At 64.5% G+C, this 25,107-nt stretch carries 16 protein-coding genes; 11 read left to right on the top strand and 5 right to left on the bottom strand.

The window, feature by feature from the left end; translation table 11 throughout:
- Window positions 1–963 carry a helix-turn-helix transcriptional regulator gene (locus tag HU719_RS03175; RefSeq protein WP_186536341.1) on the bottom strand — a complete coding sequence of 321 codons (963 nt, stop codon included), beginning with the start codon at window positions 961–963 and terminating at the stop codon, window positions 1–3.
- Between the two features lie 339 nt (window positions 964–1,302).
- On the opposite strand from HU719_RS03175, the gene HU719_RS03170 reads away from it, so the two are divergent.
- The 7 genes from HU719_RS03170 to HU719_RS03140 all read left to right on the top strand — a co-directional run bounded on the left by HU719_RS03170 (window position 1,303) and on the right by HU719_RS03140 (window position 11,131).
- Entirely contained in the window at window positions 1,303–2,646 is a 1,344-nt protein-coding gene (locus HU719_RS03170; protein ID WP_186521354.1) for an MFS transporter, read from the top strand.
- 104 nt (window positions 2,647–2,750) lie between these two features.
- Window positions 2,751–3,443, top strand: coding sequence for a fumarylacetoacetate hydrolase family protein (locus tag HU719_RS03165; RefSeq protein ID WP_186521356.1), 693 nt, complete (start codon window positions 2,751–2,753; stop codon window positions 3,441–3,443).
- A 14-nt stretch (window positions 3,444–3,457) separates the two neighbouring features.
- Window positions 3,458–4,222: an SDR family oxidoreductase gene (locus tag HU719_RS03160; protein WP_186536339.1), complete on the top strand. Its 765-nt coding sequence runs from the start codon at window positions 3,458–3,460 to the stop codon at window positions 4,220–4,222.
- Between the two features lie 267 nt (window positions 4,223–4,489).
- Window positions 4,490–5,440, top strand: coding sequence for a 2-hydroxyacid dehydrogenase (locus HU719_RS03155; RefSeq protein WP_186536337.1), 951 nt, complete (start codon window positions 4,490–4,492; stop codon window positions 5,438–5,440).
- 118 nt (window positions 5,441–5,558) lie between these two features.
- A complete protein-coding gene (locus tag HU719_RS03150) occupies window positions 5,559–5,984 on the top strand; it encodes a DcrB-related protein (protein ID WP_186521359.1) in 426 nt (141 codons plus the stop codon).
- Between the two features lie 111 nt (window positions 5,985–6,095).
- Window positions 6,096–10,565 (top strand): RHS repeat-associated core domain-containing protein, encoded by a 4,470-nt coding sequence (locus HU719_RS03145; RefSeq protein ID WP_367616361.1) that lies wholly within the window; start codon window positions 6,096–6,098, stop codon window positions 10,563–10,565.
- Window positions 10,562–11,131, top strand: coding sequence for a hypothetical protein (locus HU719_RS03140; protein WP_186536333.1), 570 nt, complete (start codon window positions 10,562–10,564; stop codon window positions 11,129–11,131). The genes HU719_RS03145 and HU719_RS03140 overlap by 4 nt, the downstream gene beginning before the upstream one ends.
- Window positions 11,132–11,300: 169 nt before the next feature.
- Here HU719_RS03140 and nirD read toward each other — a convergent pair whose 3' ends face one another.
- The 3 genes from nirD to HU719_RS03125 form a co-directional block, all read right to left on the bottom strand.
- Window positions 11,301–11,663 carry a nitrite reductase small subunit NirD gene (gene nirD / locus HU719_RS03135; RefSeq protein WP_186536331.1) on the bottom strand — a complete coding sequence of 121 codons (363 nt, stop codon included), beginning with the start codon at window positions 11,661–11,663 and terminating at the stop codon, window positions 11,301–11,303.
- Complete coding sequence (nirB, locus tag HU719_RS03130) at window positions 11,663–14,215, bottom strand: nitrite reductase large subunit NirB (RefSeq protein WP_186536330.1); 2,553 nt, start codon at window positions 14,213–14,215, stop codon at window positions 11,663–11,665. The genes nirD and nirB overlap by 1 nt, the downstream gene beginning before the upstream one ends.
- A 363-nt stretch (window positions 14,216–14,578) precedes the next feature.
- Window positions 14,579–18,352 (bottom strand): bifunctional nitrate reductase/sulfite reductase flavoprotein subunit alpha, encoded by a 3,774-nt coding sequence (locus tag HU719_RS03125; RefSeq protein ID WP_186536329.1) that lies wholly within the window; start codon window positions 18,350–18,352, stop codon window positions 14,579–14,581.
- Between the two features lie 409 nt (window positions 18,353–18,761).
- Here HU719_RS03125 and HU719_RS03120 point away from each other — a divergent pair, with 409 nt between their 5' ends.
- The 4 genes from HU719_RS03120 to HU719_RS03105 all read left to right on the top strand — a co-directional run bounded on the left by HU719_RS03120 (window position 18,762) and on the right by HU719_RS03105 (window position 23,357).
- Window positions 18,762–18,965: a ParD-like family protein gene (locus HU719_RS03120; protein ID WP_186521367.1), complete on the top strand. Its 204-nt coding sequence runs from the start codon at window positions 18,762–18,764 to the stop codon at window positions 18,963–18,965.
- Window positions 18,962–19,744 carry a type I methionyl aminopeptidase gene (map, locus tag HU719_RS03115; protein ID WP_186536327.1) on the top strand — a complete coding sequence of 261 codons (783 nt, stop codon included), beginning with the start codon at window positions 18,962–18,964 and terminating at the stop codon, window positions 19,742–19,744. The genes HU719_RS03120 and map overlap by 4 nt, the downstream gene beginning before the upstream one ends.
- Before the next feature lie 278 nt (window positions 19,745–20,022).
- Complete coding sequence (locus tag HU719_RS03110; RefSeq protein ID WP_186523486.1) at window positions 20,023–20,715, top strand: DUF1266 domain-containing protein; 693 nt, start codon at window positions 20,023–20,025, stop codon at window positions 20,713–20,715.
- Window positions 20,712–23,357, top strand: coding sequence for a J domain-containing protein (locus tag HU719_RS03105; protein ID WP_186536325.1), 2,646 nt, complete (start codon window positions 20,712–20,714; stop codon window positions 23,355–23,357). The genes HU719_RS03110 and HU719_RS03105 overlap by 4 nt, the downstream gene beginning before the upstream one ends.
- Here HU719_RS03105 and HU719_RS03100 read toward each other — a convergent pair.
- The gene (locus tag HU719_RS03100) at window positions 23,351–25,048 is read right to left on the bottom strand and encodes a molecular chaperone HscC (RefSeq protein ID WP_186536324.1); all 1,698 of its coding nucleotides are present in this window, start codon (window positions 25,046–25,048) and stop codon (window positions 23,351–23,353) included. The genes HU719_RS03105 and HU719_RS03100 overlap by 7 nt on opposite strands.
- Window positions 25,049–25,107 lie beyond the last annotated feature (59 nt).

Genomic DNA, 25,107 nt, shown 5'->3' with positions numbered 1-25,107 from the left:
TTATCCGTGCGCGCCAGCCCTGCAAGCGGGGCTTTGCAGGGTGATCGCCTGCGGCGTGTCCGGGTCGCGCTGCTGGCGCCGAAACTGGCCCGGTGGCAGGCCGTGAATCTGCCGGAAACGCCGGCTGAAATACGCCTCGTCAGCAAACCCGCACAAACGCGCCACCTCCCCCACCGGGCGACTGCCATTGAGCAGGTAATTGCGCGCCGCATGCATACGCCGCTCAAGCACCAGTTCGCTGAAGGTCTTGCCCACCTCCTTGCGCAGCCAGTGGGTCAGGTAGCTGGGCGCAAGGTAGGTGGCCGCGGCGACCTTGGGCAGGTTCAGGTCGGGGTCGTCGATGTGCCTGCGCAGGTAGTCGCTCATCCGCCCAAGGGCTGCACGCCGGCTCTGTTCGGCGGCGTTGCTCTCGGCCAATTGGCGCAGGGGTTCGGCGTAGTGGCTGCAAACCGTGCCGATCAGTTGCAACAGCAGGCCCTTGAGCATCTCGCGGCTGCCGAAGCCACGGTTGGCGTCCAGGTCGCGCATCTGCTCGACAAGGCCCATCACCTTGACGAACTGCTGCTCGTCGAGGTGGTAGTCCAGGTGCTCCTGAAAACGGAACGGCGACAGCTCCGGGGCCAGTTGAATCGATACGTCCTCAAGGTCCATCGGGTCGCAGTCCAAGTGCGGCAGCAGGAAGGTCTGGGAGAAGTTGATCACCACGAAATCACTGGCCGGCGGGTGCGGGATCACATGCACACGGTGCGGCAGGATGAACGCCAGGGTGCGCCGGGTGAACGGGCGCTGCGCGGCGCCAATGTGCTGCTGGGTGTCGCCACCGAGGTTGATCTGGATCTGGAAATACTCGTGCCGATGAGGCGCGGTTTCAGCAGGTCGGCCACGCGCATCACGGATGTGAAAATCCATCAGCTCGCTGCGCTGCTGCATGACGTAGGTGGGCACCGGAAGCTTGGGCGGCATGGTGGAGGGCTCCTTTGTTCTTGTGCCGGGCTTGCCCTGCAATTCTGCCCCTGTCATCGGAATCATCGCAAGAAGTTGTACGACGTCGAAACTCCACGGGAGACGTCGCATTTCAAAAACCACCGTGCGCCATTTCCCGCCAAAGCCTTGCAAACCGGGGCTAAAAGCCAAACCCAAGCGTGAAACCCCGTTCGGCCGATTTCTTGGACAAACCCGACCCCCCCCTCAAACAGCAGCAAAAACGGTCTAAAAACCCCGTTGATCCAAACCAGTTGTACGACCACTCTAGCCACGGACTGCAGCCCAACCTCTCCAAAAACAACAAACGAGGTCGACTCAATGTCGAGCACGCCAAACTCCCGTACCGCGTCGGCGCCGTTCGCGCTGGACGCCGCGCCCGCCCACCGTCTGCCCACCCGGCGCCGGTGGTTCATGCTCGCCCTGTTGCTGGTGGCGACCATCATCAACTACGTCGACCGGGTCAATATTTCCATCGCCGCACCCTTCATGGCCAAGGACCTGGGCCTGGATAAAGTGGAGATGGGCCTGATCTTCTCGGCCTTCGCCTGGACCTACGCCCTGGCATTGGTGCCGGCCGGTTTCATCGCCGACCGCTTTGGTTCACGCCTGACCTACGGCGTGTCGCTGATCAGCTGGTCGGCGGTTACCGTCGCCCAAGGCCTGGCCACCGGTTTTGCTTCGCTGTTCGGCCTGCGCCTGGCCGTCGGTGCCATGGAAGCGCCGGCGTTTCCGGCCAACAGCCGTGCGGTCACCGTGTGGTTCCCCGCCCGCGAACGCGGCATGGCCAGCAGTATCTATGTGTGCGGGCAATACCTGGGCACGGCACTGTTCACCGGCGCCCTGCTGTGGCTGGCGACCACCTACGACTGGCGCCACGTGTTCTACAGCACCGGCATCGTCGGCATCGTGTTCGGCGTGGTGTGGCTGTTCCTGTACCGCGACCCGCTGAGCTGCAAGAAGGTCAGCAAGGAAGAACTGGCGTACATCGAAGACGGCGGCGGGCTGGTCAAGAGCAGCCAGCAACGCACCCGCTTCGACTGGCGCCAGGTCGCCGAGCTGTTCCGCTACCGGCAAATCTGGGCGATCTGCCTGGGCAAGTTCGCCAGCACCTCGGCGCTGTACTTCTTCCTGACCTGGTTCCCCACCTACCTGATCGAGGAACGCCAACTCACCCTGATCAAGGTCGGCGTGTTCGCGGTCATGCCGTTCATTGGTGCCACGGTGGGCATCCTGCTCGCCGGCATTGTTTCGGACCTGCTGATCCGCAAGGGCTACTCGCTGTCGTTCGCACGCAAATTGCCGCTGGTGGTGGGGTCGATGCTGGGCATGTCGATCGTGCTGGTGAACTTCACCGACTCCAACGTGCTGTGCATTGCCGTGCTCACCCTGGCCTTCTTCGCCCAAGGCATCGCCTCGTCGTCGTGGGCAGCGGTTTCGGAAGTGGCGCCCAAGGAACTGATCGGCCTGACCGGTGGCGTGACCAGCCTGGCAGCCAATATAGGCGGCATCGTCACGCCCATCGTGATCGGCGCCATCGTGCATGCCAGTGGCTCGTTCGCCATGGCGTTCTGGTTCATCGGCGGTGTGGCGCTGATGGGCACGCTTTCCTACTCGTTGCTGCTGGGCAAGCTGTACCGGATCGAGCTCAAGACCGCCGCCTGAGCCAGCGAAAGACCCCGGATTTGTCCAACACCACCCCGCTTTCGTCCAACTTCCAGCGGCCAGCGCTGATTACGCTGGCCACTCGCAACCAGAGGATTCACCCCATGACGTACCTCTTCAGCCCACCTGCCGTGGTCAGCCTGCCCATCCAGGGCACTGACGCACGCTTCCCGGTAGGCCGGGTGTTCTGCCTGGGCCGCAACTACCCGTGGCCACAGGCGAGCGACCCAGCGCCGAGCGAGCCGGTGTTCTTCATGAAGCCTGCCTGCAACGTGGTCGAGGCCAAGGGCGAGCTGCCCTTCGCACCGGCCACCGACGAGTTCTGCCACGAGATCGAACTGGTGGTGGCGATTGGCAAAGGCGGCGCCAACATCGACCCAGCCCATGCCCTGGAACACGTGTACGGCTACGCCGCAGGCCTGGACCTGACCCGCCGCGACCACCAGCGCCTGGCCAAGCAGCAGGGCCTGCCGTGGGAAGGCGCCAAGGTGTTCGAAGCCGCTGCGCCGATGACCGCCATCGTGCAGGCCAGTTGGCCGCTGGATGCCGAGCTGTGGCTCAAGGTCAACGGCCAGGAGCGCCAGCGCGCTCACCTGTCGCAACAGACCTGGCCGCTGGATGAAGTCATCGCGCGCCTGTCGCGCCTGCTGCCGCTGCGCCCTGGCGACCTGATCATGACCGGCAGCCCGCCCGGCGTCGCCACGCTGGAGCCGGGCGATGTGATCCACGCCGGCATTGACGGTATCGCCGAACTGACCCTGCAGGTGGGCCCGCGCCCCGCCTCCCAAGCCGCCTGACACCGGAGCCGCACATGCCACACGCACCTACCAAGAAAATCGCCCTGGTCACCGGCGCCGGCAGCGGCATCGGCCGCGCCGTCGCGCTGGCGCTGCTCGAAGACGGCTTCAGCCTGGTGCTCGCCGGGCGCCGCGCCGAGCCGTTGCAAGCGCTGGTCGAACAGGCCCGCGCCGCAGGCCACGAAGCCATGGCCGTGCCGACCGATGTGCGCGACGAGCACAGCGTCGCAGCCCTGTTTGCCGCCATCGAAGAGGTGCACGGGCGCCTTGACCTGATCTTCAACAACGCCGGCATCAACGCCCCAGCGGTGCCCATCGACGAGCTGCCACTGGAAAACTGGCGCAATGTGGTCGCGACCAACATCGATGGTGTGTTCCTCTGCGCCCGCGCAGCCTTCGGCCTGATGCGCCGCCAGCAGCCGCAAGGCGGTCGCATCATCAACAACGGCTCGATCTCGGCGCATACCCCGCGCCCGTTCACCGCGCCCTACACCGCCAGCAAGCACGCGGTGCTGGGCCTGACCAAGGCCCTGGCGCTGGATGGCCGGCCTTATCAGATTGTCTGCAGCCAGGTGGACATCGGCAACGCCCTGACCGAACTGTCCGAGCGCATGACCCGTGGCGTGCGTCAGGCCAACGGCGATATCGCCCCCGAACCCATGGTCGATGTGCGCCACGTGGCCGATGCGGTGCGCTATATCGCCGCGCTGCCGCTTGAGGCGAACGTGCTGAACATGACCGTGATGGCCAGCAACATGCCCTTCGTTGGCCGTGGCTGAAAACTTCCGTGGGAGCGGGCACTAGCAAGCCTGCATGCCGAATTCAGGGGTGCAGTTCTGTGCATGCCTGTTATGGCCTCATCGCAGGCTGCCGCCAGCTCCCACAGGGCCCGCGTCAACCGCAACATTGGTGGCTGGCTCAGTTTCTGTGGGAGCTGGCGGCAGCCTGCGATGAGGCCATAACAGGCTTGCACTAAACCAAAGAATCTCTCACGCCCCGGTTCTCGGCAATCGCCTACACCCTAATCATTGTTCCTGGAGTACCCCATGAAACCTGAAGTCCTGCAACTGAGCGCAATCCTGATCCCGCAGATCCGCGAGCGCCTGGAAACCCTGTTCACGGTCCATCGTCTGTTCGAGCAAAGCGACAAGGACGCCTGGCTGGAGGCCAACGGTGCCCGCATCCGCGGGGTCATCACCGGCGGCCACACCGGCATCACCCAGGCGGTGATGGCGCGTCTGCCCAACCTTGAAGTGATCGCGGTCAACGGTGTCGGCACCGATGCCGTCGACCTGGCCTACGCCCGCGACCGCGGCATCCCGGTCACCGCCACCATTGGCGCGCTGACCGAAGACGTCGCCGACCTTGCCATCGGCCTATTGATTGGCGTGGCCCGCGGCATCAGTACCGGCGACCGTTTCGTGCGCGCCGGCCTCTGGGCCACCAGCCCTACCCCGCTGGCACCGCTGCCACTGGCGCGCCAGGTATCGGGCATGCGCGTGGGCATCGTCGGCATGGGCCGGGTGGGCCGCGCCGTGGCCCAGCGCGCTGCCGCGTTCGGCTGCCCGATCAGCTACACCGACCTGCACGCCCAGGACGTGCCCTACAGCTTCGAGGCCGACCTTGCGCAACTGGCCCACAACAGCGATGCGCTGATCCTCGCCGCTGCCGCCGACAAGGGTGAGGCGCTGATCACCCGCGACGTCCTCAAGGCGCTGGGCCGCGAGGGTTACCTGATCAACATCGCCCGCGGCAAACTGGTCGACGAGCCGGCCCTGCTGGCAGCGCTCGAAGCCGGCGAAATCGCCGGGGCCGCGCTGGATGTATTCGCCGACGAGCCGCGCGTCCCCGAAGCGTTGTTCGCCCGTGAGGACGTGGTGCTGCAACCGCACCGCGCCAGCGCCACCGTGCAAACCCGCACGCGCATGGGCGAAATGGTGGTTGCCAGCCTGGTCGATGTATTCGCCGGGCGCCAGCCGCAAGGGCTGGTGCAGTAGGCTCGAAGCCCCCAGCACCGGGCGATTCGGTGACCGCTGTCACTTGCCTGTCGCCCGGTGCTTGCAGGCTGCGCGGCGAAGCATTAGCGTGTTCGGCCTCGACGCATGGAGCAGCGCTATGGCCGCCTACCTGACCCAGGACCTGACCCTGGAGCTGGGCAATGAAACGCCCGAAGACACCAGCATGAACATGCTCGCCTTCCGCGAGCGTGGCACCAGCCTTGTAATCGCCCGCAGCCCGTTGCCTGCCGGGCAAACCCTTGAAAGCCTGTACCAACAGCAGCTTGAGCAGTTGCGCGAGCGCCTGGGCGCAGTGATCAGCGAGCCGCAGCCAGTCAGCGCCGGGGCTGCACAGAACATTCATGGGTTGGAAATCAGCCTGCAGTTCAAGCGCGGCGAAGTGGTCTCCTATCAGCGCCAGCTGGCCTACGCCCCTGCCGGGCAGGCCCGTTTCGTGGCGATCAGCTACAGCAAGGAAACCCCGCTGGAGCCCGCCGACCTGGCCCATTGGCAGGCCATCAAGGCCGGTTTGCAACTGAACTGACACGCCCGAAAGAGACGGCACATGGACGATAGCCTGCACGCCGCCCGCCTGGGCGACCTCATCCTGCACCCACCTTTGATGGCCGAACTGGTCAGCACCCTCACCGAGGCCGTGGTCTACGCCGCCGCTACGGCGGCGGTAGCAGCAGCCATTGGCGGCGCGGTGGTAGCGGTGGTCGGCACCGGCGGTGCGGCCACCGTGCTGACGCCACTGATCGCCGGTGCCCTGGTGGGCGCTGCGGCCATGTTGCCTGGCGGCGAAGACAAGAGCATTGGCGAGCAGATCAGCGGCTTCAGCGACTGGGTCGGCAATTCGATGTTCCCGCCGGAGCCTTATGGGGCGATCCAGACAGGTTCGGACAACACCCATATCAACGGGATACCGGCAGCGCGGGCGGCAGGTATCAGTACCGGCCCGGTTACCGCCGAGGCTCCCGAAGAGGAGCCCTCAATACTGGAGAACGTCGGCGCCTACGCCATGCTCGGGGCATCCATGATGCTGCCCATCATCGGTCTGGCCCAGGAAATAAACGGCATTTTCAACCCCCCGATCAGCCAGGCCGCAGACCCGGGAACACAGCCTGCAAACCACGACAAGGCACAGTGCAGCAAGCACCCGCCAATGCCAGAGCAGTTCGTGGCGCAAGGATCGGACAAAGTCTTCATCAATGGCCAACCAGCCGCCAGGGTAGGCGACAAGACTACCTGCGACGGCCCTATCGGCATGACCTTCTCACCGAACGTGCGTATTGGCGGCGGTACGCTGACGGTGCGAGATATCCGCGATGGCAAAAGCGCGCTGGCGAAGGCCATCGGCTTGGTCGCTGGTATGCTCATCGCTCGCCGCGGACGTGTGCGTGCACGCCCCGGCAAAGCCCCCAAGCCTGGTTCGAAAATCCCGCGCTGCAAAGGGAGGCCGGTGGTGGTGTCAACGGGCAGCAAGCTGCTCGACGGCCCTGAGGATCACGATTTCACCGTGCCGGGGCTGCTGCCAATCGAATGGACTCGGCGCTACGACAGCAATGATATGCGCACTGAGGGGCTGCTGGGCAAAGGCTGGAGCCTGCCCTATGAGGCTGAAGTCCAACGGGTGGAACACCCTCAGGGCGGAGATCTGTGGATCTACGTCGATGAGGAAGGTACCCGGCTGGAGCTAGGCCGGCTGCAGGTGGGCAGCGCGTTCGTCAGCTCGATGGACGGCCTGGCATTTTTTCAGCAGGACTCTGGCATTACTGTGGTTGAAGACATCTATAGCGGTCGCTATCAGGTGTTCAGCGTTGACCCGCTCAACAAGCGGCGTTCCCGACTGGTACAACTCGGCGACCGCAACCTCAATCGTCTTGACCTTTTGCATGATGTTTCGGGCCGCCTCCAATATCTGGTTGATACCTTCGGCCGAACGGTTGTCGAGCTGTGCTACGACGCTGTCCATCCTCGCCGAGTTGCGCAGGTCAGGCGGGTTTATCTGCGCCCAGGCAACGAGTTCGATGTGCTCAGCCACGAGCCTCTGGTCACTTACGGCTACACCGCAAGCGGGCAGCTCAGCGAAGTCACTGACCGAGAGGGGCGATGTGTCAGGCGTTTCAGTTACACCGCTGAAGGCTACATGGCCAGTCAGACACTGCCGGCTGGCGGAGTCTTCCATTACCAGTGGCAGCGCTACCCGGTACTTTCCAGGCCCGCCCACGGAGAAAGCCTCAGCAACACCTCGATGCCGACCTTGCTCGAGACCCAACCAGATCATGAATGGAGAGTGGTGCGTCACTGGGGAGGCACAGGCGAGGAATACCATTTCGAGTACGATATTGCTACCGGCCATACACAAGTCACCGACAGTTTGGGACGGATAGAGCACTTCCTTTGGGGCGCCCAGTACGAGCTTTACGCCTACACCGACCCCAACGGAGACTGTTGGCGAGAAACCATCGAGAACGGTCAGCTTGTCGAGACACAGGACCCGCTGGGTAACACCTGGCGTTATAGCTATGACTCGATCGGCCGGATGGTGGCCAGTGAAGACCCGCTGGGGCGCACTCACACCTACCTCTACACCGAGCACTGGTCCTTGCCAACCAGCGTGACCGATGGCGCTGGCCGAACTCGCAGATACCAGTACGACCGCAAAGGCAACCTGACCTGCGAAACAGACCCGTTGGGCAGGCAGACACGCTATCAGCACGACGCACATGGCCGCGTCATCCGTATCACCGACCCGCTGGGCAAAATACGGCACCTGCAATGGAACGACCATGGTCAACTGCTGGCCTATCGCGATTGCTCGGGGATGCAGACCACCTACCGCTATGACGCACGCGGAAATCTGAAGCAAACAACAGATGCGCAGGGGGCAGTGACCCACTTCGATCACGACGGGTGCGCGAACCCGATCTCCATCCAGCACCCAGATGGTCGCGTCGAGCGCTACGTGTTCGACAGCTCAGGCCAGCTATCCAGGCATATCGACCCGGCTGGCCAGGCTACTCAATGGCAGTACGACAGTTGCGGGCGCCTGGTCAGCCGCACCGATGCAATGGGTTTGACCGTTCGATACACCTACGATGCCTACGGGCGCATGCGCCAGTTGAGCAACGAAAACAATGAGCACTACCATTTTGAATGGGACGCCCTTGATCGGCTGGTCGCGCAACAAAATCTCGATGGCAGCGGAACCAGTTATCGCTACGCGGCCAACGGTGAGCTGACGCAGCTACGCCACCCTCGCCAGATAAACGGGGAACAGGCGGCGCAGATACAGCATTATTGCAGGGATGCAGCAGGCCGCCTGGCAAGCAAACGTACCGCCGACGGGCTGACCGAATACCTCTATGATCACGCCGATAATCTGCTTTCAGTGCAATTCACCAGCCTGAAAGGCGAAGTGCAGCAGGTAGCTTTCAGCTACGACCCGCTGGATCGGATAATCAGCGAAACTGCCCAACTGGGTACGCTGCAACTGGAGCGCGATGAACTCGGCAACTTGCAGACGGTGATCCTCGACGACCTGCGGCGGATCAACTACCTGTATTACGGTTCTGGCCATCTGCACCAGATCAACCTCGACGGGCGAGTCATCAGCGACTTCGAGCGCAACGACTTGCACGCCGAAGTTCTGCGCAGCCAGGGACAGTTGGCTACTCGCACCCGCCATGACTTCGCCAATCGCATCGTGCAAAAGGCCATATACAACGCCGATGCCTCCAGCGCTTCGCTGGCGTTGTTGCAAAAAGACTACCAGTACGACGCGGGCGGGAACCTGGCCGCGGAGACACTGACGCCATTCCAGCCCTGCCCGCCAACCTCATCTGACAGGCTTTCGCAGTTGCCTGGCATGGCCGGCTTCACCTTGCCCTCGCAAACCACGCGGCGCTACGACCATGGGCCCACCGAGCGCCTGCATGCAGTCACATCCACCACCGCTGACAACCCAAGCCCGCGAGTGGAAATTCATGCCTATGACAAAGCCGGCAATCTGCTTGACGGTTATCAGGTCAATCGCACCGTAAGGCATGACCAGTTGCTCAGTCACGACGGCAAGCACTATCGCTATGACGGTTTTGGGCGCCTGGTCGAGAAGCGCTGCGCCAGCATGTTGACGCAGCGTTTCGAGTACGACGCAGAAGACCGCCTGACGCGGGTGCATCAACAGCGTGGCCCGATCAGCGAGAGGATCGAGTTCACCTACGACCCACTCGGTCGCCGCACCAGCAAGACCCTCTATCGCGAAGGGGTCGCCCAAGCGCTCAGCCACACGCAGTTTCAATGGCAGGGGCTCCGCCTGTTGCAGGAGATTACTGATAGTCGGGCGAGTGTGTACGTGTACACCGATGCTTACGGCCATGAACCGTTGGCGCGCATCGATGGTTGTGCCGGCGAGGAACGCCTGCGGTACTTCCACACCAATGTGGCCGGCCTGCCTGAGCAGCTCAGCACAGAGGATGGCGAAATTGTCTGGCAGTGCCAGTACAGCGCTTGGGGCGCCCCGCTGGATGAGCGACACAGCGCGGATGAGACCCAGCCGCAAAATCTACGCTACCAAGGGCAGTACCTGGACCGCGAGACGGGCCTGCACTACAACACGTTCCGCTACTTCGACCCGGACATCGGCCGCTTCACTCAGCCCGACCCCATAGGTTTGGCGGGCGGTACCAACCTCTATCGTTATGCGCCCAACGCATTGCTCTGGATCGATCCATTCGGCTGGATGCCATTCTGGAAACCACTCAAGCACGATGGCATGGGGCATCACCCGTTTCCTCGCGGGCACGCCGATGACCATGGTTTCTCCGAACTCTCGAGCAAGTGGGACTCACCCTCCTGGTACCCGAACGAGGTCGACGGCTCAGATAAAGTGCACGAGAATTTCCACAAGGCAATCGCCAAGGAGGGGGTACCGTTCTCGAGCAAGTTCAAAGGAACTACGGCAGACCTGCTGAGCAAGATCGACAAAGCGTATAAACCGTTCACTGAAAAGGGCTTCCTGAAGATTCCCCGGACTGGGCAAATTCTGGCCAAGGACGTGACCATTGGCGAAGCCTTCCGAAAAATCATCGGTTCCAGCAAAACACCAGGATGCGATCTATGAAGAACATCGCCAACATCACGCTGTACGCTCCCGGGATCGTGCTGTTCGACCCACACACCTTGCAGGCCTTCCTGCGCCGCATCGACTACCGCTCCAACGATGTATTTGATCTGTTCATCAATGATCAGGCGGTAGGCAACCAAGCCATCGTCGAGGGAGTGATCTTCCCCATCTACCAAATTCCAGATGATGACTATGCGGTATTCGTAGACGATGCTGGCACCTTGGCCACAGGTGCCACCAGGCACCTCACCTACCACGGTGCACCGCTGCATATCACCTCAGGGGTACTGATTGTGGCCGACCTCGGGGCACTCATGGCTTGGGACCCGCAGTTTTTCACAAATTACCTCGCCAACTATGAGGACCGGCTGAAGAACAATGATTACCTTGAAGTTGCCCCAGGCAATTACCTGGTCGACATCAGTGGCTACAGCGGGCTAGGGGCGCCGCTGCATCCATTCGGCTACGGCCTGCACTTCAAGCCGGTGCAGCAATTGCCCGCAACCCTGCCCCGTGAAGATTTCGACTTCTCGCTGGAAAGCGTAATGCCCCACATGGGCTGATCGACGTGCAGTGCCAGGCTCTGTCTGAAGTGTATCTGCACTCGCCCGTACGGCGTTGAAACGGGGCTCGGAATGCTCATGTACTCCAATACAGTCGAGCACGACCCCGGCCGTGCCTTGCCCCGTCTCGCCTTGTCTGGCCTTCGCGCAGACATATTTCAGACAGACCCTAGCGCCGGGCAAGCTCCACCTGGCCGCCGCTGATCCGCGCTGCCCACACCGGCAGCGCCTGTTGCGGGTCCTCATGGCAACGCCCGCTGTCCAGGCAGAAGTGCTGTTTGTACAGCGGCGCGGCCACCACCAGCTCACCTTGTACCGAGCCAACCAAGCCACGCCCGATGATGTTGGCCCCCGAGCGCGGGTCGCGGTTGCCGACGGCAAACAGCTCACCGCCCTGCCCCGGCAGGTAGAACAGCGCCACCTGCTGGCCTTCGTGCCAGACCACCACCCCGGAATCGGCGACCAGATCAGCCGCAGTGCACACGGCTTGCCAGTTGCTTTGCGTCTTTACAGCAGCATTGGAAAGGTTCATCACACAGCCTCCTCATGGGTCGGGATCAGGTGCAGCGCGCCGGCCGGGCGGCGTTGGCCGCGTTCGCGGACAAAGTGCACGTCGGGGTCGGGGCGTTCGTCGTTGACGAAGGTGCGGAAACGCTTGAGTTTTTCCGGGTCGCTCAGGGCGTTGGCCCATTCGCATTCATACTGCTCGACCACATGCTGCATCTGCGCTTCAAGCTCGGCAGCAATGCCGAGGCTGTCGTCCAGCACCACCTGCTTGAGGTAGTCCAGGCCGCCTTCGAGGTTCTCGCGCCATACCGAGGTGCGCTGCAGCTTGTCAGCGGTACGGATGTAGAACATCAGCACACGGTCGATCAGGCGCACCAGGGTTTCGTCGTCAAGGTCGGTGGCGAACAGCTCGGCGTGGCGCGGGCGCATACCGCCGTTGCCGCACACGTAGAGGTTCCAGCCCTTGTCGGTTGCAATCACGCCGATGTCTTTGCTTTGCGCTTCGGCGCATTCGCGGGTGCAGCCCGATACCGCGAACTTGAGCTTGTGCGGCGAGCGCAGGCCCTTGTAGCGGTCTTCCAGGCGCAGCGCCATGGCCACGCTGTCCTGCACGCCATAGCGGCACCAGGTGCTGCCGACGCAGGACTTTACCGTGCGGGTGGACTTGCCGTAGGCGTGGCCGGTTTCGAAGCCAGCCTCGATCAGCTCGCCCCAGATCAGCGGCAGTTCGTGCAACTGGGCGCCGAACAGGTCGATGCGCTGGCCGCCGGTGATCTTGGTGTAGAGGTCGTATTTTTTTGCCACCTGGCCGATGACGATAAGTTTTTCCGGGGTGATTTCGCCACCAGGAATGCGCGGCACCACTGAGTAGGTGCCGTTTTTCTGCATGTTGGCCATGAAGGTGTCGTTGGTGTCCTGCAGCGGCACAAGCGCCGGGTCCATGATCGGCTGGTTCCAGCACGAGGCCAGAATGTTGCCCACTGCCGGCTTGCACAGGTCACACCCAACATGGCCCTTGCCGTGGCGTTGCAGCAGGTCGGCGAAGGTGCGAATGCCCTCTACCCGCACCAGCGCGTAAAGCTCCTGGCGGGTGTAGGCGAAGTGCTCGCACAGGCTCTTGTCCACGGCCACCCCGCGGGCGCTGAGCTCGTGCTCGACCACCTGCTTGAGCAGCGCCGAGCAACCACCGCAACCACTGGCAGCCTTGGTGCAAGCCTTGACCGAACCCAGGTCTGCACAGCCCCCGTCGATGGCGGCGCACACCGCGCCCTTGCTGACGTTGTGGCACGAGCAAATGGTCGCGCTGTCGGGCAACGCATCGGCGCCAAGCGCTGGCGCACCTGCGCCTTGCGGCAGAATCAACGCCGCAGGGTCGGCCGGCAGCTTGATGCCGTTCTGGGCGTACTGCAGCAGGGTGTCGTAATAGCTGTTGTCGCCCACCAGCACCGCACCAATCACATGCTTGCCGCTGGCATCGACCACCAGGCGCCGGTACGAAGCGTTGGCTTCATCGATGAAGCGGTAGCTGCGCGCACCCGGCGTGGCACCATGGGCATCGCCGATGGAGCCGACGTCGACGCCCAGCAGCTTGAGTTTGGTCGACATGTCGGCACCGGTGAACGCCGGGGCTGCCTCGCCCATCAGCAACGCCGCAAGGTTACGGGCCATGGCATAGCCCGGCGCAACCAGGCCGAAAACGCTGCCGTTCCACGAGGCGCACTCGCCGATGGCGAAGATCTGCGGGTCGCTGCTGGTGCAGTGGTTGTCGATCACCACCCCGCCACGGGGGGCGACTTCCAGGCCGCAGGCACGGGCCAGGGCGTCCTGGGGGCGGATGCCGGCCGAGAACACCACAAGGTCGGTTTCCAGGTGTTCGCCGCCGTCGAAGTTCATGCGGTAGCGGTAGTGCTCGCCGGCGCTGATCGACTGGGTAGCGCGGGACAAGTGCACGCCCACGCCCAGCGCTTCGATCTGCGCTTTCAGGGCGGCGCCGCCATCAATGTCGAGCTGCACCGGCATCAGCCGTGGGGCGAACTCCACCACATGGGCTTGCAGGCCGAGGGATTTCAGCGCATTGGCCGCCTCCAGCCCCAGCAGCCCACCGCCGACCACCACGCCACGGCGCGCCGAGCTTGCGGCAGCGCGGATGGCGTCCAAGTCATCGAGGGTGCGGTAGACCAGGCGCGCATCGCCCGCCGAACCTTCAACCGGTGGCACGAACGGGTAGGAACCGGTGGCCAGTACCAACTGCGCATAGCCGTAGCGGCCCTGGGCGGTGACCACTTCGCGGCGCTCGCGGTCGATTTCCAGCACCGCCTCGCCCAGGTGCAGGTGCACGCCGTTGTCGCCATAGAACGCCTGGTCGCACAGGGCCAGGGTTTCGGCGCAACTGCCGGCAAAGTATTCGGAGAGGTGCACACGGTCGTAGGCGCGCTGGCGCTCTTCGCCGAACACATGCAGCTCGAAGCGCTCAAGCGCACCGCGTGCGACCAGTTGTTCGACACAGTGGTGGCCAACCATGCCGTTGCCGACAATGACCAGTCGTTCTCTGGGTGCGCCGTTCGCTGTTGCCTTCATAGCCGATCCTCGATCACGGAAAACAAAAAAGGCGCCTGGAGCTAAAGCTCCAGGCGCCTTTGCCTGTACTCATCAGTGTGTGCCCGTGGATGATCGCCGTTGATCAGCGGGGCTGTTGTGCAAAGGTCAAAGCAGGGACTGTGCCAAACCTTGCAAGCGCGGTCTCTGTAGGAGCGGCCTTGTGTCGCGAAAGGGGTGCGAAGCAGCCCCAGCCCTATGAGCGTGGTGCGCGTATCCTGGGGGCGCTTCGCCCCCCTTTCGCGACACAAGGCCGCTCCTACACCATCAAAGCAACTTCCGCGCAGCCGTTGAACCACGCCGAAAACGAACCAACCCAGTGCAACGCTCACCACTCTGGTGCACTCAATACACATCCCGGCGATAACGCTTGTCGCGCCCCAGCGCCTCGACATAAGCGCCCGCCGCAGCGTCATCCATGCCGCCATGCGTGGCCACCAACTGGCGCAGCGCGCTATCGACGTCCCTGGCCATGCGCTGGGCGTCGCCGCACACATACACCACCGCCCCCGCCTGCAACCATTGCCATAGCTCGGCGCCATGCTCCAGCAGGCGGTGCTGCACATAGATCTTCTCGGCCTGATCACGGGAAAACGCCGTGCTCAGGCGCAGGTGCCCACTGGCCTCCCAGGCCTGCAACTGGTCGCGGTAGTAGAAGTCGCAGGCCGCTTGCTGCTCGCCGAAAAACAGCCAGTTGCGCCCGCTGGCCCCGCGCACTTCACGCTCTTCGAGAAAACCGCGAAACGGCGCGATGCCTGTGCCGGGGCCGATCATGATGATCGGCGTGGCGTCGTCGTCAGGAAGATGAAAATGCTTGGAGGGCTGCGCAAAAATCGCCACATCAAGCGCACCGGCACGGTCGGCCAGAAACGTCGAGCACACCCCTTTGCGCGCGCCATAGCGCACCGTCGAGGTAGTCAGGTGCACCTGGCCTGGATGCGCAGCAGGGCTTGAGCTGATCGAATACAGGCGCGGCTGCAACGGTTTCAGCAGGTCCAGCCAGGTGTCCAGCGCCAGCTGCTGGGGGAAGGCGCGCAGCACATCGGCCAGTTGCCGGCCCCAGAGCCAAGCCTTGAGTTCGCCAGGCTCAAGGCCCGCCAGGTCTGCGCTGGTTTGGCTGAACACGTCCAACTGCGCGGGCGTCACCCGAGTGATATCCAGATGGCGCGCCAATGCGTAGGCAAGCGTCATCGGCGGCTGGCTCTTGAGCTGCACCTGGGTGGTGCCATCGAGCTGCATCAGCGCCAGCACCTCATCGACCAGTGCCGGGCAGTTGCGCGGCCATACGCCCAAGGCATCGCCGGGCTGATAGGTGAGGCCGCTGCCGCTGAGGTCGAACACGATCTGCCGGGTTTCCTTGCTGGAGCCGGGGCCGCTGAGCAGCCGATTTTCCAGCAGCGGAGCCCGCCATGGCTGTCGGCGGCTGTGGCCGTCAGCCAGCGGCGCGGCCTCGGCAAGCGGTGCAGCGCTGCCCAGCTGTGCCAGCAGCCTGGCCAGCCAGTTGTCGAAGGCTTCGTCGAAGTCCGGTTCGCAATCGACCCGGTCCAGCAAGCGGTGGGCGCCGAGTTCGGCCAAGCGCTGGTCGAGCTTGCGCCCAAAGCCGCAAAACTGGCCGTAGCTCGAATCGCCAAGGGCCAGCACCGCATAGGGCAGCGCGGCGCAGTGCATGCCCTGCTCGCCTTGCAGGGCGTGCCAGAACGCCGCGCCGCTGTCCGGGGCGTCGCCATCGCCGAAGGTACTGGCGATCAGCAGCACGCTGGCGGCGCCCGCCAACTGCTGGGGGCTCACCGCTTCCATGCAGCTCAGCTCAACGGCAAGCCCGGCGCTGCGCAGGCGCTCGGCGCAGCTTTGGGCCAACGCTTCGCCGTTGCCGGTCTGAGAAGCCCAGAGCACGCGGTGGCGCGGCGCTTGCGCAAGTGCAGGCTCGGGTGGCGCTGCAAGGTCCAGCTCGACCGCCTCGATACGCTCCCCCGCCACACGTTCCAGCGCCACCGCGCAGTGCTTGAACGCCGGCTGCAACGAGGTGGGGTCCACCGCATCGCAGGTAACGGCGTTGATTGCCAGTTGCTCGCCATACAGGTCGTTCCAGTGGAACGGCGCAAAGCAGCTGCCGGGCAGTACCCGGTCGCTCAGCCTGGCCGGCAGCAGCGCCTGGCCACGCCGCGAGCGAATCGCCACCTGGTCCTTGTTGGCAATGCCCAGGCGCTGGGCGTCGTCGGGATGAATCTCGACAAAAGGCCCAGGGTCGAGCTTGTTCAGGCTCGCCACCTTGCCGGTCTTGGTCAGGGTGTGCCACTGGTGCTGCACACGCCCGGTGTTGAGCACGAACGGGAAGTCCGGGTCGGGCAGTTCGGCAGGTGGCAGCCAGGGCCTGGCGAAAAAGCGCGCCTTGCCGCTGGCAGTGGGAAACGCCAGCGCAGGCACCTGGCCGTTGGCGCCGCGCAACAGCGGCTGGCTGATGCCATCGTTGCGGTAGCGCTGCGGGCTGCGGTGATCGGCCCGCCCCGGTGCGCTGGGCCACTGCTGCGGGCGCTCGCGCAGTTGGCGGTAGCCGATGCCGCGCAGGTCGTAGCCGGTGGCGGGGTTGCAGAAACGGCGGATTTCCTCGAATACCGACTCGGCATCGGGGTAGTCGAACGCATGCCCGTAGCCCAAGGCGCAGGCGATGCGGGCGATGATGCGCCAGTCTTCCAGGCTCTGCCCCGGCGGCTCGACGGCGCGCGGCATCAGCGTCAGGTTACGCTCGCTGTTGATCATCACGCCCTCCCCTTCTGCCCACAGTGCAGCGGGCAGCAGAATGTCGGCGTAGCGGTTGCTTTCAGTGTCCAGAAACGCATCCTGGCTGATCACCAATTGCGCCTGGGCCAGGCCGTCGATCACCTGCTGGCGGTTGGCGACGCTGGCCACCGGGTTGCTGCAGATAATCCAGCAGGCTTTGACCTCACCGCTTTTCATCTGCTCGAACAGCGCCACCGTGCCTTCACCGCCTTCGCTGCGCAACGTGCCCGGCGCCAATTGCCACTGCTGCTCGACGAAGGCGCGGTCGGCGGCCACCTGCGCCGAGCGCTGCCCCGGCAGCCCGGGGCCCATGTAACCCATCTCGCGCCCGCCCATGGCGTTGGGCTGGCCGGTCAGCGAAAACGGCCCGCTGCCGGGGCGGCAGATGGCGCCGGTGGCCAGGTGCAGGTTGCACAATGCGTTGCTGTGCCAAGTGCCGTGGATGCTCTGGTTCAGGCCCATGGTCCAGCAGCTCATCCAGTCACCGGCCTCGCCGATCAGCCGCGCGGCCTGATGGATGGCGGCAGGCTCAAGGCCGGTGATGGCCGCCACGCGCTCGGGGGTGTAGTCGGCCAGAAACGCCGGCATCTGCGCCCAGTCTTCGGTGTGCTGGGTGATGAACGCCGGGTCGGTATGGCCGTTGACGTGCAACAGGTGCAGCAGGCCATTGAGCAGCGCCATGTCGGTGCCTGGGCGCAGTTGCAGGAACAGGTCGGCCTTGTCGGCAGTCGCACTACGCCGAGGGTCGACAACGATCAGCCGGGCGCCGGCCTTGAGCCGGTCGAGCAGGCGCAGAAAGAGGATCGGGTGACAGTCGGCCATATTCGCGCCGATCACCAGAAACACCTCGGCACGCTCGAAGTCCTGGTAGCTGCCGGGCGGGCCGTCGGCGCCCAGCGACTGCTTATAGCCGCTGCCGGCGCTGGCCATGCACAGGCGCGAGTTGGACTCGATGTGCCGGGTGCGGATGTAGCCCTTGGCTAGTTTGTTGGCCAGGTACTGCGCCTCCAGCGACATCTGCCCGGACACATACAGCGCCACGGCGTCGGCGCCATGCTGGTCGATGATCGCCCGCAGCCGCGCTGCCGCGTCTTCGATGGCGGCATCCATGCCGGTACGCACCGGCGGCTGCTGGCGCCGGCGGCGCACATAGGCGTGGGCCATGCGTCCGACCTCGAGCGGCACATGGGCAGTGAGGCCCTTGGTGCACAGCCGCCCGAAGTTGCTGGGGTGCTGCTTGTCGCCGCTAACCTTGACCACCCTGCCTTCGCGCACGCTCATGACAATGCCGCACCCTACGCCGCAATACGGGCAAACGCTGCGCACCTCGCTGCTGCTCATCGGCGATCTCCTGCTGATGAAACGCCAAAGGCGCCGGCTGCCGCGCCTGCACAAGCAAGCGAAGCAACACGGCGCCTTCGTCGTGATGAAAAAGCGGCCATCGACGTTGATGGCCTGGATGCAGGAGTCACAGCAAAAGCCGGGCCAGCCCAGAGGGGCTGACTCTGTGGGAGATTCCATGGTTCTGCGCAAGCCTGTGCTGGCCTCATCGCAGGCTGTCGCCAGCTCCCACAGAGACCGCGCACAGTCGCAATATTGAGGCATTGCCCAGCCCCTGTGCGAGCTGGCAACAGCCTGCGATGGGGCGCGCAGCGGCCCCAAAACTGCACACGCCCGCACCGGGGTGTGGCACAGCACATGCACAAGAGGATATGATCCGTATACGTTTCATATACAGGTACAACCCGCCATGGGCATCGTCAAGATCTGCGACACCCTCCACGAAGACCTGCGCGTGGCCAGCGCTGCCCTGTCGCGCTCGATCAACGCCCAGGCCGAGCACTGGATTCGCCTCGGCATGCTCGCCGAGCTGCACCCGCAAGCCACCTACCAGGACCTGCTGCGCCAGTTGCTGCGCCAGGAGCAAGCCAACCTCAAGGAACTGCTGCAATGAGCCAGGTCATTCTCAAGGACGCCGCGCAACTGGCCCTGATGCGCCGTGCCGGGCAGTTGCTGGCGCAGGTGTTCGAGCACCTGGACGGGTTCATCGGCCCAGGCGTGACCACCCTGCAGATCAATGACCGCGCCGAAGCGTTCATCGTCGAGCAGCTCAAGGCACGCCCGGCGAGCAAGGGCCAGTACGGCTTTCCCTATGCGCTGAATACCTCGGTCGACCACGTGGTCTGCCACGGCATGCCAAAGGTTGACGAGGTGCTCGCCGAAGGCTCGATCGTCAACGTCGACATCACCCTGGAGCAAGGCGGCTACATTGCAGACTCATCGAAGATGTACTGCATCGGCGCTATCAGCGAAGACGCTCGGCGGCTGGTCGACACCACCTATGAGGCGCTGTTCAAGGGTATCGCCCAGGTGCGCCCCGGGGCGACTCTGGGCGATATCGGCCACGCCATCCAGGCCCATGCCGAGGCCGCAGGCTACAGCGTGGTGCGTGAGTACTGCGGGCATGGCATCGGCCAGCAGATGCACGAAGCGCCCGAAGTGCTGCACTACGGCCAGCGTGGGTTGGGCCTTACCTTGCAGCCGGGGATGGTGTTTACCATCGAGCCGATGATCAACCAGGGCGGGCGCGGCACCCGCACCCTGCGCGACGGCTGGACGGTGATCACCCGCGACCATTGCCTGTCGGCGCAGTGGGAGCATACGGTGGCGGTGACCGAGAGCGGGTGCGAAGTATTGACCTTGCGCGCCGAAGAACGGGCAAGGTTGGGCTGAACTGCCGAGTGATCCCGCAGTCGCAGCTGAGCGCGGTTTTCTGTAGGAGCGGCCTCGTGTCGCGAAAGGGCTGCGTAGCAGCCCCTGCGATATCAGGATGGTGCGCAAATGCTGGGTGCGCTTCGCACCCCATTCGCGACACAAGGCCGCTCCTACACAATCAAAAGCGAGGCCGGTAAAGGCGTGCGCCACCCCGCAAACCCCGCACCCGACATTTATCTTGCCCCGGCCATTGCTTTACAATCCGCGCCATTTCCCGCGCCTCAAGGACCCTGTTCATGGAAGACTCCGCGCAGAACTGGCTGCACGCGCTTTCAGCACCCATGGCCGCGCTCAACGGCGCCAGCTATACCGCCCCGCAATACTACGAAGGCAAGGACGAGACCGACCTTGAACGCTGGTGGGGCATCGCCAACCGCGCGCAGTTGCTCGACATGCTGGGCATGGCCGACACCGGCCACGCCACCGAACTCAGCGGCGCCTACTGGCAATACCAACGCTGCCTGCCCAGCCAGTGGCAGGCACTGCTCGATACCCTTACCCCGCGCCAGCGCATCCTTCACGAGTATGCCGCGCGCACCTACCCCGACTGCGGGCCGGGCGGCACCCGTGCCTGGGACCTGGGGCGCATGGGCTTTTTGCTGCGCGCCGGGGTCAAGAAGGGTTTCGTGACCCTGGACGAAAGCCTCTACCTGCACTACCGCTTGGCCCTGCGCGCGCGCCACTACTACAACCGCTGGCGCAGCTACCAGGCCGGCTACCTGTTCGGCAAGGCGCTGTGGAACGTCGGCGACTCCAGCGACGACACCCTGGCCGCCAACCTCGAACGCCAAGGCAACGAGCACTGGAACCGCTGCATCCAGCTCAACCTGCGCATGGGCGCGCTTGACCTGTTTGCCAGCCTGCCGTGGGATCTGGACATACCCGAGCCACCCCGCCCCGACACCCTGGAAGAGGACTGCTGGTCATGAGTTGCTGGATTCGTCTGGGCATCGAGCCAACCCAGGACCTCGATGCCATCCGCCTGGCCTACCGTGGCCGGCTGCCGGCGCACCACCCGGAAACCGACCCGGAGGGCTTCCAGGCCCTGCGCGAAGCCTACGAGCAAGCCCTGCGCCTGGCCCGCGAAGACGATCTCGACCCGGATCCTGAAACCCACCACGAGCCGCCGCCGCCCCACCCGGCGCTGCAGCGCTTCTATACGATCCTCGAAGAACCGAGCCTGCGTTTCGACCCACCGGTGTGGCAGGCCTACATCGCCGAGCTGGACGAGCTGCCGCTCAACGAGCTGGACGACATCAGCAAGCCCCTGTTGCATGCCTTGTACGACTCCGGCCCCCTGTCGCACAACTGCGTCAACCTGCTGGCCAAGCGCATGGCCTGGGCGGACCAGTTGCTGCGCCTGGACAACCCGCAGCAGATCGAAGCTCTGCTCAACCGCTTCGAACAGCCCGACCCGTTCGACACCGGGTTGATGCGCGACTGGCCACCCGCGGCGCAAATGGAAACCCTGTGGTATTTCCGAAGCCTCGAATACACCTACCAGCAGCGCCCGTTGTTCGAGTACGCCGATTTCGTCAGCACGCATACCTGCCTGGCGATCCCGGACGACCCAGTGCTCATCCAGCGGCTGACCGAGCAGTTCTGCCATGCCGCGATTCCCAACCAGACGTTCTATGCGCAACTGCAGGCGCGCCAGGAGCAAGGCGAAGACAACGCCGACCTGCTCTACATGCTTGCCACCCAGGCCAATGCCTTGGGCGCCGAAGAGCAAGCGCTGGAATGCTGGCTGCGCCTGTATCGAGAGTACCAACACCCGCAAGCCGAGCGCTGGCTGCTGGAGCTGTGCGCGCATCATCAGCCGCAGCGCCTGCCATTGCTAATTCAGGCGTTCGACCGCCTGAGCAACCCGGACAGCTGGCCAGCAGAGCTTGACGACGCTGCGCACCTCTGGGGCAGCCCCGGGCAGACGCCGCAAACCCTGTCGCGCTGGGCGGAGGCTTCGCACCGGCAGTTGGGTGGCATCGCCGCGACCTTCATCGACTGGCGGCTGGACGGCGACGACGAACTGCCGCTGCTGGCCTGGCTGCTGCAAATCCAGGACGACAGCGAACTGCACCGCCTGTACTGGCAGGCCTGGGCCCTGCAGCGCGGCGAAAGCGGCTTGCTGCGCCTGATACTCGAACAGCGCCCAAGCGACGACCCGCTGGACGGTTTGATCATCGAAGGCTTCCAGCGCCAGGCCGCGCAACAACTGCACTGGCTTGAGCACAATCCCGTTGCCCTGGCGCTGGCAGAGTATTGCCGGGACACCCAGCCGGGTGCCGAAATGCCTGACGGCCTGCTTGAAGATTCCGTACGCTCGGCGTGCCGCGAATGGCTGCGGCGCATGCGCCAGTATTCGGCCCAGGCGGTGTACGAGCTCAACCGCCACTTCGACATGCCGCGCATGTTCACCGTGCCATTTGCCATGAAGTTGCAGGGCCAAATGGCCGAAGATGGCGTGACCCTGCCGCCGATGCCTGAAGGCGACGCGCTGTGGCAATGGCACCGCCAGCAGTTGTTCATGCTCGCCACCCTCGACCAGCCGACCCGCTGGCTGGCCATGATCGACCCAGCCCTGCCGGGCCAGTTGCAGTACACGCCGGAGCATCAGTTTGCGGCCACCCACAACCTGTTGCTGAACCATCAGGGCGGCGGATTGCTCGGCAGCCTGGACCGCAGCGATGCCGCACAGGCCACCCTTGCCACCCGCCTGTCGACCCTGCAGCGCGCCTTGGAAAGCGAGCGCCTGCCACAGGCCGAGCTGCTGGCCGACTGCCTGGACAATGACGACGGCCGCCTGCTCGAAGACAATGCGCTGGGTTACCTGCTGCTGTGCGCAGCGCTGTACCACGACCGCTCGCTGGACGAAGAGCGGCGCACGCGCCTGCGCAATCGCCTTGAAGCGGTCGATCTGCATGGCGCCTGGTTCGACCCTTGGCGGCGCGACCTGGTCAACGGCAAGCTGCGCACCCCACCGGCCGCGGCGCTGCGTGAGTACAGCCTGGACAAGACGCAGGTCGACGGGCTGACAGATGCCCTGGAACACTTGCTGGTGCAGTGCACCCTGCCCAGCACCCGCGCCTTGCGTGCACTGCAAAAGGTCAAGGACGACCCGAACCAGGACCCAGGGCTGCGCTGCGCGGCCATGGCCGTGCTGTCCTGGGGCGAGCGCATGCTCAACAACGACCCGCTACAGCCGCAACCTGCACCTTGGGCATTCTGGAAGCTCAAGAGCCGGCTGAACCGCACAGGCTACAGCCTGCACCTGCTGGCGGTGGTGTTGAGTGGCGTGTTGATGCTGCAGTCACCGTGGATGATGGCGACCATGTCCGTGGTGCTGGTGCTGGCAATGGTCAGCGGCACACTGCGCCGCCTGCGCGACCTGGGCCGCGGGGTGCCGTCGCTGCTGTTGCTGCTGGCGCTGAGCCGTGTTGTGCCGTTCCTGCCGCTGTTGCTGCTGGTGGCCCCCGGCGACAAGCTGCCGAACCGCTACGGCCCGCCGCCGGGTGTTGCCGACCCGTTGCAAGGCGGCCTGCAGGCCACCTTGCGCCGCATCAACGGTCAGTAACGCAGGTCGTCGAGCGCCCGGCTCAAGGCCTGGCGCTCGCGGTTGATATCAGTGGCCTGCTGGCCTGCCAGCACCTGATTGAAGGCGTCCAGCCAGCTGCTGATCAACTCGCGCTCATCACCCAGGCTCTGCATCCAGGCGCGCTCAAGACGCGCCAGCAGGGTGCGGTTGGGCAAGGTGTCGCGCGGGTGGATCTTCAGCTTGGCCAGCCGCTGTTCACTGGCCTGGCGCGCATCGGCGTCCAGCCCTGTGGGGCTGCGGTCAATGCTGTGGCTGTGTTTCTGGCCACTTTCAATGAAGGTCACGTCCACTTCCAGCAGGCCGTTGATGTCGTAGCTGAAGCGCACATCCAGCGACTGGATCTCACCGGTCGGGCGCAACGGCACATCGAAGCTGTCCACCAGAATGTTGTCGCGTACCCACGGGCGCTCGCCCTGGTAAACGGCGATGCGCACTTCTTTCTGCTCGGCATGGGTGCTGTAGAAACGCTGCACCTTGGAGGTCGGGATGATGGTGTTGCGCTCGATGATCGGCGAGAAAGCGCCGGTGACATCGCTGCCACGGGACGAGGCGATACCCAAGGTGTAAGGGCACACATCGGTCAGGATCAGCTCGTCGATGGCGGCGTCGCGCGCCTTGCAGGCTGCCTGGCTGGCGGCGCCGAGGGCGACGATGGTGTCTGGGTCGAGGTGACGGTATGGCAGGCGACCAAACAGCTTGGCCACCAGTTGCTGCACCTGCGGCATGCGTGTTGCGCCGCCCACCAGCACCAGGCTGTCCAGCTCGCGCGGGCTCAGCCGCGCATCGCGCAGGGCCTGTTCGATGGGGGCGCGGACCCGCGCCAGCAACGGCGCCCAGATCGACTGCAACTTGAGCTCGTCCACCGGCCATTCGCGGGGCTCGCCATCGCCGCTCCAGCGCAGCGTGGCACCGCTCTCGCCCAGCTCGCGCTTGAACTGCTCGAGCGCATCGGACAGGCTGGCCAGCGCCTGGGGCTGCATGGTTTCGGGCTTCAAGCCCCAATCGCGCATGCAGGCTTGCAGCAGCGCTTCGGTGAAGTCTTCACCGCCCAGGTAGTTGTCGCCGGTGGACGCATGTACTTCGATCAGCGGCAGCGCGTATTCCAGCACGGTCACATCGAAAGTGCCGCCGCCCAGGTCGAACACCAGCGTGCGCTCGCACTTCTGCTCGTGCAGGCCGTAGGCCATGGCGGCGGCGGTGGGTTCGTTGATCAGCCGCTGCACCTTGAGCCCGGCAAGTTCTGCCGCGAACACTGTGCGCTTGCGCTGCTCGTCGCTGAAATAGGCCGGCACCGAGATGACCGCCTCGCTGACCGGGCAACCGAGGTAGGCCTCGGCGTCCTGCTTCAGGGCACCGAGCACCAACGCCGACAGCTCTTCGGGGGAAAAACGGTGTTCGCCGAGGACGTACTGCTTGTCGCTGCCCATGAAACGTTTGAAGGCAGCCACAGTGCGCTCAGGATGGGTGGCCAGGCGGGCACGGGCGGCCTGGCCGACCAGAATGCTGCCGTCGTCATCGACGCTGACCACCGAAGGGGTCAGCACTTCACCCAAGGCGTTGGCGATCAGGCGCGCTTCGCCTTGCTGCCAGACGGCAATCAGGCTGTTGGTGGTACCCAGGTCGATACCCAGGAGCGGTGCGGCGGGAGTAGAGAAGCTGGCATCCTGCATGGTCGGTCTCTTGCTTGCGGAAAGACCCGGCGCTCGGCCTGCTGGCCACGGGCGGCGGA

Source organism: Pseudomonas farsensis (genome assembly GCF_014268805.2).
GTDB classification, from domain to species: Bacteria; Pseudomonadota; Gammaproteobacteria; order Pseudomonadales; family Pseudomonadaceae; genus Aquipseudomonas; species Aquipseudomonas farsensis.
The sequence above is the reverse complement of the archived record's forward strand: the minus strand, read 5'-3'. Positions and strand labels throughout refer to the sequence as shown.

What these genes read in the sequence shown, in the direction of transcription:
- HU719_RS03140 (WP_186536333.1), top strand. Translation starts at nt 10,562, where the DNA reads ATGAAGAACATCGCCAACATCACGCTGTACGCTCCCGGGATCGTGCTG.
- HU719_RS03105 (WP_186536325.1), top strand. Translation starts at nt 20,712, where the DNA reads ATGAGTTGCTGGATTCGTCTGGGCATCGAGCCAACCCAGGACCTCGAT.
- HU719_RS03125 (WP_186536329.1), bottom strand. Translation starts at nt 18,352, where the DNA reads ATGAGCAGCAGCGAGGTGCGCAGCGTTTGCCCGTATTGCGGCGTAGGG.
- HU719_RS03150 (WP_186521359.1), top strand. Translation starts at nt 5,559, where the DNA reads ATGGCCGCCTACCTGACCCAGGACCTGACCCTGGAGCTGGGCAATGAA.
- HU719_RS03160 (WP_186536339.1), top strand. Translation starts at nt 3,458, where the DNA reads ATGCCACACGCACCTACCAAGAAAATCGCCCTGGTCACCGGCGCCGGC.
- HU719_RS03165 (WP_186521356.1), top strand. Translation starts at nt 2,751, where the DNA reads ATGACGTACCTCTTCAGCCCACCTGCCGTGGTCAGCCTGCCCATCCAG.
- nirB (WP_186536330.1), bottom strand. Translation starts at nt 14,215, where the DNA reads ATGAAGGCAACAGCGAACGGCGCACCCAGAGAACGACTGGTCATTGTC.
- HU719_RS03155 (WP_186536337.1), top strand. Translation starts at nt 4,490, where the DNA reads ATGAAACCTGAAGTCCTGCAACTGAGCGCAATCCTGATCCCGCAGATC.
- nirD (WP_186536331.1), bottom strand. Translation starts at nt 11,663, where the DNA reads ATGAACCTTTCCAATGCTGCTGTAAAGACGCAAAGCAACTGGCAAGCC.
- HU719_RS03120 (WP_186521367.1), top strand. Translation starts at nt 18,762, where the DNA reads ATGGGCATCGTCAAGATCTGCGACACCCTCCACGAAGACCTGCGCGTG.
- HU719_RS03110 (WP_186523486.1), top strand. Translation starts at nt 20,023, where the DNA reads ATGGAAGACTCCGCGCAGAACTGGCTGCACGCGCTTTCAGCACCCATG.
- HU719_RS03175 (WP_186536341.1), bottom strand. Translation starts at nt 963, where the DNA reads ATGCCGCCCAAGCTTCCGGTGCCCACCTACGTCATGCAGCAGCGCAGC.
- map (WP_186536327.1), top strand. Translation starts at nt 18,962, where the DNA reads ATGAGCCAGGTCATTCTCAAGGACGCCGCGCAACTGGCCCTGATGCGC.
- HU719_RS03100 (WP_186536324.1), bottom strand. Translation starts at nt 25,048, where the DNA reads ATGCAGGATGCCAGCTTCTCTACTCCCGCCGCACCGCTCCTGGGTATC.
- HU719_RS03170 (WP_186521354.1), top strand. Translation starts at nt 1,303, where the DNA reads ATGTCGAGCACGCCAAACTCCCGTACCGCGTCGGCGCCGTTCGCGCTG.